This window comes from Microbacterium sp. NPDC089695 (assembly GCF_044749085.1).
Lineage (GTDB): Bacteria > Actinomycetota > Actinomycetes > Actinomycetales > Microbacteriaceae > Microbacterium.
In genome coordinates, this window is record NZ_JBIVHG010000001.1 from 294,483 (window position 1) to 306,717 (window position 12,235).

General features: G+C 70.6%; 12 protein-coding genes. 4 read left to right on the forward strand and 8 right to left on the reverse strand.

Features of this window, described 5'->3' with window-relative positions; translation table 11 throughout:
* The first annotated feature begins 80 nt into the window (after window positions 1-80).
* Window positions 81-353 carry a DUF6412 domain-containing protein gene (locus tag ACIPYT_RS01530; RefSeq protein WP_401069834.1) on the forward strand — a complete coding sequence of 91 codons (273 nt, stop codon included), beginning with the start codon at window positions 81-83 and terminating at the stop codon, window positions 351-353.
* A 63-nt stretch (window positions 354-416) separates the two neighbouring features.
* Window positions 417-1,184 carry a YidC/Oxa1 family membrane protein insertase gene (locus ACIPYT_RS01535; RefSeq protein WP_401069836.1) on the forward strand — a complete coding sequence of 256 codons (768 nt, stop codon included), beginning with the start codon at window positions 417-419 and terminating at the stop codon, window positions 1,182-1,184.
* Window positions 1,185-1,208: 24 nt separating this feature from the next.
* Here ACIPYT_RS01535 and ACIPYT_RS01540 read toward each other — a convergent pair whose 3' ends face one another.
* Window positions 1,209-2,132 carry an EamA family transporter gene (locus tag ACIPYT_RS01540; protein WP_401069839.1) on the reverse strand — a complete coding sequence of 308 codons (924 nt, stop codon included), beginning with the start codon at window positions 2,130-2,132 and terminating at the stop codon, window positions 1,209-1,211.
* A gap of 59 nt (window positions 2,133-2,191) precedes the next feature.
* Entirely contained in the window at window positions 2,192-2,539 is a 348-nt protein-coding gene (locus ACIPYT_RS01545) for an ATP-dependent DNA ligase (RefSeq protein WP_401069841.1), read from the reverse strand.
* A 194-nt stretch (window positions 2,540-2,733) separates the two neighbouring features.
* Between ACIPYT_RS01545 and ACIPYT_RS01550 the strand changes: the two genes are divergently transcribed.
* On the forward strand, window positions 2,734-3,279 hold the full coding sequence (locus tag ACIPYT_RS01550) for an FHA domain-containing protein (RefSeq protein WP_401069844.1): 546 nt from the start codon (window positions 2,734-2,736) through the stop codon (window positions 3,277-3,279).
* Between the two features lie 107 nt (window positions 3,280-3,386).
* Entirely contained in the window at window positions 3,387-4,832 is a 1,446-nt protein-coding gene (locus ACIPYT_RS01555; protein WP_401069847.1) for a DUF222 domain-containing protein, read from the forward strand.
* A 336-nt stretch (window positions 4,833-5,168) separates the two neighbouring features.
* On the opposite strand, the gene ACIPYT_RS01560 is transcribed toward ACIPYT_RS01555, so the two are convergent.
* The 6 genes from ACIPYT_RS01560 to phnD all read right to left on the reverse strand — a co-directional run bounded on the left by ACIPYT_RS01560 (window position 5,169) and on the right by phnD (window position 12,084).
* Window positions 5,169-6,257, reverse strand: coding sequence for an alcohol dehydrogenase catalytic domain-containing protein (locus tag ACIPYT_RS01560; RefSeq protein WP_401069850.1), 1,089 nt, complete (start codon window positions 6,255-6,257; stop codon window positions 5,169-5,171).
* Window positions 6,258-6,266: 9 nt separating this feature from the next.
* Complete coding sequence (locus tag ACIPYT_RS01565) at window positions 6,267-6,986, reverse strand: HAD family hydrolase (protein WP_401069852.1); 720 nt, start codon at window positions 6,984-6,986, stop codon at window positions 6,267-6,269.
* On the reverse strand, window positions 6,983-8,152 hold the full coding sequence (locus ACIPYT_RS01570; RefSeq protein WP_401069854.1) for a TIGR03364 family FAD-dependent oxidoreductase: 1,170 nt from the start codon (window positions 8,150-8,152) through the stop codon (window positions 6,983-6,985). Before ACIPYT_RS01570 ends, ACIPYT_RS01565 begins: the two co-directional genes overlap by 4 nt.
* A gap of 212 nt (window positions 8,153-8,364) precedes the next feature.
* The gene (locus ACIPYT_RS01575; RefSeq protein WP_401069857.1) at window positions 8,365-10,107 is read right to left on the reverse strand and encodes a PhnE/PtxC family ABC transporter permease; all 1,743 of its coding nucleotides are present in this window, start codon (window positions 10,105-10,107) and stop codon (window positions 8,365-8,367) included.
* Window positions 10,104-11,072 (reverse strand): phosphonate ABC transporter ATP-binding protein, encoded by a 969-nt coding sequence (phnC, locus tag ACIPYT_RS01580; RefSeq protein WP_401069860.1) that lies wholly within the window; start codon window positions 11,070-11,072, stop codon window positions 10,104-10,106. Before phnC ends, ACIPYT_RS01575 begins: the two co-directional genes overlap by 4 nt.
* Window positions 11,073-11,157: 85 nt before the next feature.
* Complete coding sequence (gene phnD, locus ACIPYT_RS01585; RefSeq protein ID WP_401069863.1) at window positions 11,158-12,084, reverse strand: phosphate/phosphite/phosphonate ABC transporter substrate-binding protein; 927 nt, start codon at window positions 12,082-12,084, stop codon at window positions 11,158-11,160.
* Window positions 12,085-12,235 lie beyond the last annotated feature (151 nt).

Sequence of the window (12,235 nt, forward strand, 5' to 3'; positions counted from 1 at the left end):
GCCCGCAGCGGACAGAGCGGCTTCGACGACTGACGGACCATGCCCCGGTGTTACGCTCGCCGGAAGGGAGGTGTGTGCGCATGGGCGACTGGTTCGGTCAGATGCTGACCTTCGTCGCGTCCGCGCTCGGCCTCGTGGCGGTGCCCGATGCCGCCGCCCTCGGTCTCGCGATCGCGCTGATCGCGCTGACCACCCTCACGATCGCCGTCGCGCTGAGCCTGGCGCCGCCGACACCGCGCAGCGCCCCGCATCCGCTGCGCGCGATCGACGCCTCGACGCTGCTCGCGCAGAGCGATCCGGATGCCGCGGGGCATCCTCGTCCTCGTGCGCCGGGAGTCGCCTCCGCCGCGTAGTCCGTCCTCCGTACGGGATCGCGCGGCCTTCGCCGACCCATCCCGACACACGAACGGACTTCCATGGACATCTTCGCCTTCCCTCCCATCGCCGCTCTGCTCGACGCCGCCTACGGCGCGCTGGCCGGCCTCGCCACCCTCGTCGAACCGCTCGCCGGAGCATCCGCCGCGGCCCTCGCGGTCGTGCTCGTGACCCTTCTGGTGCGCGCCCTGCTGATCCCCGTCGGGGTCTCGCAGGCCAAGGCCGAGCAGATCAGGGCGCGTCTCGCGCCTCGACTGCGCGCACTGCAGAAGCGCCACAAGAAGAACCCGGAGCGGCTGCAGAAGGAGATGATGGAGCTGTATCGCTCCGAGAACACCTCGCCCTTCGCGGGCATGCTGCCCGTGCTCGCCCAGGCGCCGGTCGTGGGCCTGATCTACACGCTGTTCCTGCGACCCGAGATCGCCGGTCACCCCAACGATCTGCTCACGCACGAGCTGTTCGGCGCCCCGCTGGGCACGAGCCTGATCTCGGCGCTGTTCGGCGGCACCGCGACCGCCTCGACGTTCCTCGTGTTCGGCGTGCTGCTGGCGATCATCGTGGCCGTCGCCGAGATCTCGCGACGGGTCTTCCGCCCCGTGCCGGTCGAGGGCGCCGAGGAGTCGCCCCTGAACTCCCCGGCCATGATGCGCGTGGCGGGAGCTCTGCACTACCTCACGGCCGTGTTCGCCGCGTTCGTGCCCCTCGCCGCGGCGATCTACCTCACGGTCACCGTCGCGTGGACGCTGGTGCAGCGCGTGCTCCTTCGGCGGCGCTACCCGCTGCCGTCCGCGGCCTCCGTCGCGGCGTGACGGCCTCCTTTGCGGAGCGACCCCTCAGTCGGGAAGCGGGATGGGCGCGGTGAACGGGCCGGTGTCGGTGCGCCCGCCCTCGTCCCGCCGTCGGCGTGCGCCGAGGGTCGTCCCGACGCTCGCGACCACCACGAGCGCGATGGCCAGCATCTTGAGCGGGGTGGCCGACTGCCCGAGCACCAGCCAGCCGGCCAGCGTCGCGAATGCGGGCTCGAGACTCAGCAGCACGCCGAACACGCGCTGCGGCAGTCGACGGAGCGCGGCGAGCTCGAAGCTGTAGGGGATCACCGACGACAGCACAGCGGTGATCGCGGCGAGCAGCAGCAGCTGCAGGTCGCCCGCCACCGTGACGGCGGCCGGGATGCCGACCGGGACGAGCAGCACGGCGGCGACGGCCAAACCCATCGCCAGACCTCCGCTGCCGGGGATGAGCGCGCCGACGCGCGCGCTCATCCGGATGTACATGACCCAGAATCCGGCGGCGATGAGCGCGAACATGACGCCGATGGGGTCCAGCGGCTCGGCGCCGATCAGTCCGTCGACGCCCAGCAGCCCGATGCCGACGACCGCGACGCCGACCCACGCGGCGTCGGCGAGCCGGCGGGTGAGCACCGCGGCGAGCACGAGCGGACCGAGGAACTCGATCGCGACCGCAGGACCGAGCGGGATGCGGTCGATCGCGGCGTAGAAGCTCGCGTTCATCGCCGCGAGCGAGAGACCGAACAGGGCCGCTGCGGCCCACTGCGCGCGGTTCCAGCCACGCGGCTTCGGACGCACGATCGCCAGCAGCAGCAGGGCCGCGATGGCGACCCGCAAGGAGGTCACGCCCCAGGGGCCGAGCACCGGGAAGAGCTGGGCCGCGACGGCGGCGCCGAACGGCAGCGAGAGGCAGGAGCCGATGACGAGGGCGACGCCCACCAGCGGGCGAGACGACGCGGACTTCTGCACCCGTCCAGCCTAGGGGCCGGCGACACGGATGGTGGTCGACGGCCGCGTCCGGTCGCGGGTCAGACCTGCGGCGTCACCGATTCATCGACGTGCTCTGCCGCCGCGTGCGACTCCTGCGGTTCGGGTACGAGATGCAGGCCGCTCGGCGCATTGGCGGTGAAGGCCAGCGCCTCGATCCACGCGCGGTTGATCGACGGCTGACGGCTGCCGAAGTACTTGAATACGAGGGAGCTGCCCGGCTGCACCCACACCGTGGTACGCCCACCGCCCACGCTCGCATCCTCCCGCCAGCTGAAGGGGAACGGCTCGGAGCGTCGCAGCTTCGCGGTGATCACGAGCTGCAGGTGCGTGAGAGCCCGATCCTCGATCTCGGTCTTGACGTTGCCCTCGTAGATGAACTTGCCCATCGGACCTCTCCCGCCCGTTCTCCTCGCCACGGATGCCGCACGGTGACCGGCGCATCGACGTGGATGGCTCGATCCTAAGCGACGGGTGCGACATGTCTCGCATCGACTGACGGCGCGGACCCGGGAAGTCAACCCCTCTTTGCGGCTTCCTCGCCTGCGCCTAGCATCGTCGTACACATCGAGGAGGCCTGCTCATGAACGCACGACACATCGACGACCGCCCGGACGAGGGGTACACCCCCACGACGACGCACGCGGAGTACGGCGCCGGAAACCCGCGTCTGCGTGTGAACCACGACGACGACCGGTCCGAGTTCGCGCTCGAGAGCGAGGTCGTGCGCATCGGCTCGTCCGCAGACGCCGATCTGCGCATCCCCGACGCCGATCCCGTGCACGCGACGATCACGCACGATGAGCGCGACGAGTACGTGCTCGAGATGCACGGCGAGGGTGGTATGAACACCAACCCCGCGGCGGATGCGACGCATGCGGGCGACCGCAGCGAGACGCTGCGCACGGGCGCGCAGTTCACGATCGGCGACTGGACGCTGACGTTCGCGCGCGAGGAGTTCGCCGACCACGGGCGACCGTTCGGAGGGCGGCTCGGCGGCGAGTACTCCGACCAGCCGCTGCAGCAGCCGCGGCCCGACTACGCGGACCAGGGGGATGCCGCGCACGACGCCGAGGGCGGGGCGGACGGCGCCGAGGGCGGGGCGGACGGCGCCGAGAAGACCGGCTGACTGCGGCGGGCAGACGTCCTTGCGCCGGCGCGCGGTGGACGTGCGGGATGCCGGTATGTTCCGTGACACAACGGTTCAGGTTCGAATATTTGTTCTAAACTCGAGGTATGGCATCGACCACCGACCTCGACCTCGACATGCAGGAGCGGTGTCGTCTGCTCGATGAGTGGGTCGAGACCCGACGGCAGATCGCGACGCTCGAAGCGCGCGCGTCCGGCTTGCTGGTCGAGCGGATCGCGGTGCACGACGCGGATGCCGCCGGAAGCCCGTTCCACCGGGATGCGATCTACCGATCGATGATCGCGGAGTACGCGGCCGCGGGTCGCACACCTCAAGCCACGGTGGAGCACTCCTTCACCGACGCCCGCACCCTCGCTCTCGATCTGCCCGCGGTGCGGGCAGCGTTCGAGGTGGGGGCGATCAGCGCGGGGCACGTGCGGGAGATCGTGCGCGCGAGCGGCGTGGTGGGCGAGGCCGTGCGGAGCAACCGGGTGGATGCCGAGACGTTGACCCTGTTCGAGGCGGCGGTGCTCGTCGTCGCCGAGAACGACACCGCCGCTCGCACCCGCGCCCACGCCCGCCAGGTGGCCGCGTCCCTCGCGGGTGAGACCATCGTCGAACGACACCGCCGTGCCGCCGGCGAACGCTGCGTCACCGTGCGGGCGGTCGACGACGGCCTCGCCCTGCTCAGCGCCGTGCTCCCCGAATGGCTCGCCGTCGCGATCGCCGATCGCCTCACCGCCATGGCCCGCCACATCGTCCGCACTCGAGACGATCGCGCCCCGGTCCTCCCGCCCCTCGAACCCCTCGGTGATCACCCACCCACCGAGCGCGACCCATCCGCGGCGATCTTCGGACACAGCGACACGTTCACGACCGACCCCACCACGGGAGACTCCGATCCGCTCGCCGGACTGGTCGATCCGCTCACAGACCCGTCCAGCCCCGACATCGAACACGTCTCCGGCGACGAGCGCACGCTCGACCAGATCCGCGCCGACCTCCTGGCCGACCTGCTCCTCACCTCCGCCCCGAGTGAGGCACTCGGGGCGGGGCTCGGGGCCATCCAGCCACGCATCCAGGTGACGGTCGCCGCGAGCACCCTGACCGGTGGCGACGACCGCCCCGCAGAACTCGACGGCCACGGACCTCTCGACCCCGACATCGCCCGCGCTCTCGCCGGACACACGACCGGATGGACCCGCCTCTTCCTCGACCCCGCCGGGCTGGTGACCGAGACCGACACCTACACCCCGACGGAGTCGATGCGACGGTTCCTCCGCGCCCGCGACCAGCACTGTCGCTTCCCCGGGTGCCGCGCCCCGGTGCACCGCTGCGACATCGACCACAATCACGACCACGCCCTCGGCGGCCGAACCCACATCGACAACCTCGCGCACCTCTGCAGAGGCCACCACACGCTCAAACACCCCGACGTCCACGAGGAGCACCGGTGGACCGCGCACCAACAGCCCGGCGGCGACCTCACCTGGACCAGCCCCCTCCGGCGCCGCTACACCGACCCACCCCGACGACGAGTCATGTTCGTGTGATCGGTGTGCGTCGTGATGAGCGTGCGTGGTGTGAGTGCGCTTCGTGATGAGTGCGCGTCGTGCAGGCGTCGCGCCGGCGCGGCGGGACGCGTCGACGGCGCGATCCGCGCGAGCACGAGCCGCTGACCACGGCACCAGAACGCAAGACGCCCGATCTGCGAACCACGGCCCGAACCCCACGACCACGACCCGAGAATCCCGTGACCACAACCCGCGATCCGAAACCCGCGACCCGCGAACCCCACGACCCGCGAACCCCGCAGCCCAAACCCCGCAACCCGCAATCCGCCTGTCACGACCCACGACCCACGACCCGCGGCTCGCGCGCCTCTCGCCTCACCGCCCGGGGATGAGTCCGATCCGCAGGGGCGCGTCGGGTGCGGATGCCGCGGCGAGCGCATCGTCGATCGCCGCGAGCTGGCGCACCTCGCCGACCGCCTCCGCGAAGGGATACGCCCGGCCTCGCCCGGCCAGGAACGCCACAGCATCGGCCAGATCCGCGCCCGTGTAATTGTGCACCCCGGCGATCGTGACCAACCGGCGCACGGCGCTCTCGGCGTCGAACGGCACGGGATCGGCCGGGAACACGCTTCCGACGAGTACGACGATGCCTCCGGTGGCGACTCCGTCGAGGGCCTCGACCACGGCATGTCCCGATGCCTCGATCACGACGTCCGGGTCACGGTGCCCGCACCCTGCACCGAAGCGTGTCGCGAGAGCACGTCGGCGTGGATTCGGGTCGAGCACCTCGACCGTCGCTCCCTGCTCGACTGCGATGGCGGCGGCCGAGAGCCCGACCAGGCCCGCGCCGTGGATGCGCACGACGGCGCCGTCGAGGTCGTGCTCGCGCGCTGCACGAGCGACCGCCGCCCACGCCGTCGCGGTCGCGCAGGACGCGGGCGCGAGCACGGCCGCCGGCAGCGACTCCGGCGCTCGCACGATCGCCGTGCCCGCGCGCACCTGCACATGGCTCGCGAAAGCACCCGCGAGGTCGCCGTGCACGCCGATGCGATCGTGTCCGTACTTGCCGAGCGTGCGACACTTCTGCGGCAGACCGCCGTCGCAGCGATCGCAGGAACCGCACGACACCGTGACCGACCAGACGATGCGATCGCCGATGCGCACCGGCGTCCCGTCGACGGTCGTGGCGCCGACGTCGCCCGTGGCGATCACACGCCCGACGCTCTCGTGCCCCAGAACGAGAGGCGTCGGCGCCGACCGACGACCCTGCACGGTGTGCACATCCGACCCGCAGATGGTCGACAGTTCGACCGCGACGAGCACGTCGCCGTCACCGAGCGCGACCCCGGGCACCGCGATCGTCTCGTGCGGGTGTCCTTCTCCGATCCAGACCATGGCGGTCGCGGCGGGTCGCAACGCGACGTCCCGACGATGGCCGGGAGGACGGATCAGCAGTGTGCCCATGCCCGGGCCTCAGGAGGCCGTGACCAGGGGTAGCAGACCGCGCGCCGTCAGCGCTCCGTGCAGCCCCGTGACATCGGCGAGCACCGCGTCGGCGCCCGCGTCCGCGAGAGCGCGAGCGTCGTGGGCGCCGGTCAGCACTCCCGCGACGAAGCCGGCACCCGCGCGGCATCCGGACTCGACGTCGCTGACCGTGTCGCCGACGACAGCGACGGCCGCGACCGACGACGTCTCCATGCGCATCAACGCCGTGAGCACGAGGTCGGGTGCGGGGCGGCCTCGTCCGGCATCCACCGGCGACAGGGCGAGGTCGACGAGCCCGCGCCATCCGAGAGCGTCGATCAGCGCGTCGCGGGTGACGGGTGCGAATCCGGTCGTCAGCGCGACCGCGAGGCCGGCTGCCTTGAGCTCACGGATCGCGTCCGCCGCACCGGCGACGGGCGTCACCCCCTGCTCGGCGACGATCTCGGCGTAGGCGTCCTCGAAAGCTGCGGTCGCGCGGGCCGCCGCGTCGCGGTCACCCGCCGCGAGGTGCGTGAAGACGTCGATCTTCGACTGCCCCATGGTGTCGCGCACGTACTGCAGCGCGTCGTCCCAGGGCATCCGGTCGGCGACGCCGGTGCGCTCTGCCGCGCGCTGGAACGCGGATTCCACGACGCCGTCGTCGCGCACGGTCGTGCCGGCCATGTCGAGCACGACGAGTTCGAGGGGACGAGATCCGGGAGCGGTCATGATGTTCCTTCCAATGCGGGTGTCCACCCGAAGGCGGCGGTGAGATTCTCTTCGGCGAGCCCCAGTCCCGTCGTCATGCCGATGCCGGTGGTCGCGGCGAGCACCAGCACCCCCTCGACGCCCCGGTCGACGAGGAAGTCCTGCGGTCCCTTGGCGTACACGCCCTGCCAGCGCTCCAGTACTCGCAGGGCGCGCATGTCGAACAGCGACTCCGCCTCGGTGAGGAACGCCGAGAAGGCGGCCTCGGGCTGGAAGGGCTCCGGCGCCGCGGCGGTCGCGTGCGAATCGCCCAGGATGAGCGTGCCGTCGGGCAGCTGTGTGTACATCTGGTTGAGGTCGAGCGCCGCGAGATCGGGTCGCTCGGCGTGCAGCCGCTCGCGCACGGCCTGACCAGCCGCACCCGCCGAGAACCGTCCGTACCGCACCAACGACCACCCGGTGAGGAGCGGTGCGGAGAGCGGGCGCGGCAGATCGACCGCGATGCGCATCATGTCGAGGGCGCAGCGCTCCACACCCGCGCGTTCGGCGAGCTCGGGCATCAGCTGGTCGATGTCGTGGTTGGCCGCGACGACGACGGCGCCGGCCGCGATCGTCCCCCGTGTCGTGCGCACGATGCCCGTGGAGACCTCCGTGACCGCGGTGCGGAACCGGAACTCGACGCCGAGCGCCGCGAGATGCCGCACGATCGCGGGTGCAGCGGCCCGCGGATCGGTCTGCAGGTCGGTCTCGATGTGCGCTCCGCCGACGAGCCCCTCGGCGCGGAGCGGTGCGAGACGCCGCAGCTCGTCAGCATCCAGCATCCGGATGCCGCCGTCCCGCGCCGCGTGCGCGAGCACGGCCATCTCGTCATCGTGCCGCGCGGCGACCAGCGTGCCCGACTCGCGGAGCCAGAATCCGGCGTCACGTGCGAGACGCAGCCAGAGTTCGCGCGAGAGGTCCGCGTAACGTCGCGCCTCACCCGACTGCGCGCCGATGCACAGATGTCCGAAGTTGCGGATCGTCGCCCCGACGGGAGCGGCCGAGCGATCGACGACCACGACACGCAGCCCTCGCCGCGCAGCCGCGTAGGCCGCGCCGAGTCCGACGATGCCCGACCCGACGACGACGAGGTCGGCGGAGTCCTGCGCTCTCGGACTCGGAGTGCCCGGGCTCTCCGCGCCGCTCACCGGAAGACCGTCAGCACCCGAGACCGGAACACCACCCGCACCCGTCACCGGAACACCTTCCGCATCCGTCACCGGAAGACCTTCCGCACCCGTCACCGGAACACCATCCGCACCCGTCACCGGAACACCATCCGCACCCGTCACCGGAACACCATCCGCACCCGTCACCGGAACACCATCCGCACCCGAGCCCGGAACACCATCCGCGCCGCTCACCGGAACACCTTCCGCATCCACATCGCGAGGCCCTCGACCACGAGCACCGTGACGAGGATCATGAGCACGATCGCCGTCACCGTCTCGTAACGGGAACCCTGACTCGCGTTCAGCAGGTAGTAGCCGACGCCCCCGCCACCGACGATGCCGAGGATCGTGGCCGCGCGGATGTTCGTGTCGAGCATGTAGAAGCTGTGCCCGATGAGCGCCTGTGCGCCCTGCGGCACGGTGGCCGAGGCATAGGTCTGCAGGCGCGTCGCACCCACCGCTCGCAGCGCGCGCTCGGGGCCGCGGTCGACCTCTTCGAAGGAGTCAGCGATGAGTTTGCCGAGCAGACCGATGCCTCCGATCGCGAGCGCGATCACGCCGGCCTGCGCTCCGAGCCCGGTGATGACGACGAGCACGATCGCGAGGATCAGCTCGGGGATGCCGCGGATGCCGACGAGCAGCAGACGCGCGGCGCCGCGGATGCCGGAGTTCGGCGCGACGTTCGAGGCTGCGAGCGATCCGAGCAGCAACGACGGCAGCAGCGTGAGCACCGTCGCCGCGAGCGCGATGGCCACGGTGTCGCGCATCGCGAGGAACATCGCCGAGGCGTCGTAACTGCCGAACGACGGCGGCCAGAACTTCACAGCGACCTCGGGCAGCTTGCCCCAGAAGGTGAAGAAGTCCATCCAGTTGATCTGACTGACCACGATGCTGCCGATCACGACGAGCACCGCGACGGCGATACCGGTCGTGTTCCGCACCCGTTCGGCGGTCCAGGGCCGACGCACGGCCGTCTCCGGCGACGTGGCCCACGCGGGGCTCTCGGCGGGCGCGACGGCCTCCGCATCCCGCATCCGCGGGTGGATGATCCGGTCGATCCACGAGCGCGTGTGCTTCTGCTGTCCGAGCATCGCGCCGCGCACCATGCTCGACACGATCTCCATGGCGATGCAGAGCACGAAGATCACGAGCGCGATGCCGAGGCCCTTGCCGTAGTTGAGCGCCTTGAAGGCATACGACATCTCGAGGCCGAGACCCGCGACGCCGACGTAGCCGAGCACGACGCTGCCGCGGAGATTGATGTCGTTGCGGTGCAGCACGGTGGCGACCCAGCTCGGCAGCACCTGCGGGAGGATGCCGGCCGTGAACTCCTGCACCTTCGAGCCGCCCGCCGCACGGATCGCCAGACGGGGTCCCTCGTCGATCTGCTCGATCGCGTCGGCGAACATCTTCGAGATCATGCCGATCGAATGGATGCCGATCGCGAGGATGCCGGGGAGCGTGCCGAGCGAGAACATGAGCACGAACGCCATCGCGAGCACCACGTCGGGGAGCGCGCGGGTGAGCACGCCGACGAACCGCGCGGCGGCGCGCCATCCGTTGCCTGGGGTCGTGTTCACGGCGGCGAGGTACGCGATCGGCACCGACAGCACGGCGGCGAGCAGCGTCCCCACGAGCACGAGTCCGACCGTGAGGGCGATGAGCCACACCAGGTCGCCGAACTCGGGGAACGCGAGTTCGCCGACCCGGGCCATGAAGTTCTCGGCGTTGCCCCAGCTCTGCACCATCGCGGGGATCGAGATGTCGACCTCGCGCACCGCGAGGATGCCGAGCACGACGAGCGCGAGCAGGGTGAGTCCGGCGGCGATGCGTTCGGGCGAGACGGGGCGACGGGGTGCGCGGTGCGCGACGGTGCCGCCCGAGTCGGATGCCGGCCCCTGCGGGGAATCCGCGACGTCGAGGAGCGTCATGAGGTGGCGGCCGCGCTCGTGGAGACAGCGGATGCGGTGGGGACGGCGGATGCGGTGGGGACGGCGGACGCGGTCGGGACGGCAGACGCGGTGGGGACGGCGGACGCGGTGGGGACGGTAGACGCGGCGGCTTCGCGGTCGTGGTGCGCGACATCCGCCGCCGTCAGGGCGAGCTCGACCTGGACGGCCTGGATCTCGGCGGTCGACGTCGCGACGCGCCCGTAGATCTCCATGACCTCGGACTTCGTGAGGTCGGTCGTCGGGGTGTCGAGCACGATCTCGCCGTGGCGGAGCCCGACGATGCGGTCGGCCCACGAGATCGCGAGGTCGACCTGGTGCAGGCTGCACACGACGGTGAGTCCCCGGTCGGCGGCGATCTCGCGGATGAGCGCCATGACCTGATCGCTGGACTCGGGGTCGAGCGACGCGACGGGCTCGTCGGCGAGCAGGATGTCCGGGTCCTGCATGAGGGCGCGGGCGATCGCCACACGCTGCTGCTGGCCGCCCGAGAGCGTGTCGCTGCGCTGATAGGCGCGGTCGAGCAGGCCGACGCGGTCGAGGTGCTCGAGCGCGCGGATCTTGGCCGCCCTCGAGTAGCCCCAGAGCCCGAGCCTGGGTCCGCGCACGGTGGAGAGTGATCCGGTCAGCACGTTCTCGAGGACGCTCAGCGAGGGGACGAGCTCGAACTGCTGGAAGATGAAGCCGACGCGACTGCGCAGCGCGCGCAGACGGCGGCCCGTGAGCGCCGGGACCTGCTCGCCGAGCACCTGCACCGCGCCGGCGGTCGGGGTCTCGAGGCCGTCGAGGTGTCGCAGGAGCGTCGACTTGCCCGATCCGGAGAGTCCCAGGAGGACGACGATCTCGCCGCGCGCGACCCGGAGCGACGCGTCTTTCAGTGCCGTCGTCGAGCCGAAGGTCTTGGTCACGCCGTCGAGGCGGATCAGGTCGGCGGATTCGGGGTTCATGTCTGTGTCTCCTGGTTCTGGTCGTTGAGCGAGCGAAGCGAGACGGAACGCGCCGGAGTCGACGCGTTCCGCCTCGTTCAGGAGGTCAGGCCTTGCACTGCTCCGCTTCGGTCTCCGCGCAGATGTCGCGGATCAGGTCGTAGTACGCGTCGTCGACCGGCTCGGTCGCGTGGAAGACGTTGCGGAACGACTCGCTGTCGGCGCTGTCGATTCCGGCCGCGATGATGTCGTCGACAGTGATCTCACCGAGTCCGTCGATCAGCACCTGGGCGATGTCGTCGGGGAGGGTCGAGGAGTAGACGAGGGGCGCACCAGGGACCATGGTCTCGTCGATCACCTTCACCTTGTCGGACTTCGCGACCTCGGAGTCCTCGGCGAAGCCGACCTCGCATTCGACGCCTTCGCCGACCTTCTGCACCGACACGTCGTGCTTGCCCGCGAACACCGGGGTGATGTCAGAGGTCGGGTCGATGCCCGCTTCGATGAGGTTGTACGACGGGAAGAGGTAGCCGGACGTCGAAGACGGGTCGACGAAGCAGACCTTCTTGCCCGCGAAGTCCTCGATGCTGTCGATGTCGCTGTCCACCGGGACGATCGCCTGCGAGTAGTACCCGGGCTCCTGGCCCTCCTCAGTGACGATCGAGGAGATCGGGGTGAGCTTCGCGCCGTTGTTCGTCGCGGTCACGTAGGTGAAGCCCGAGAAGGAGGCGACGTCGACCTTGCCGGCGACGGCGGCTTCGATCAGCGCCGCGTAGTCGGTCGACTCGTGGTACTCGACCGTCTTGCCGGTGATCTCGGCGATGTAGTCCATGAGCGGCTGGTAGTTCGTCTCGGTGTCGACCGAGTCGGGCACGACGCCGAAGACGAGCGTGTTCTCGTCGACCGCGAACCCGCCGGCGGTGGACGCCGTGTCGGCGTCGGAGCCGGTCGCCTCGGCGGCGCCGGAACAGCCTGCGAGACCGAGCGCGAGGATCGCTGCGCCGGCGAGAACGGGGAGAGCGCGAAGCTTCATGAGGACCTTTCAGAGGTGGGAGGGGTGATCCACCCGTAACTCTGACAGCGCCATGACCGACTTGTGTACCTAACTCGGAAGAGTTCAGGGGTCGTTCACTCCCGATTTCCCCGAGTGAACACACACGAAACAGCGGAACGGTGGTGGGTAT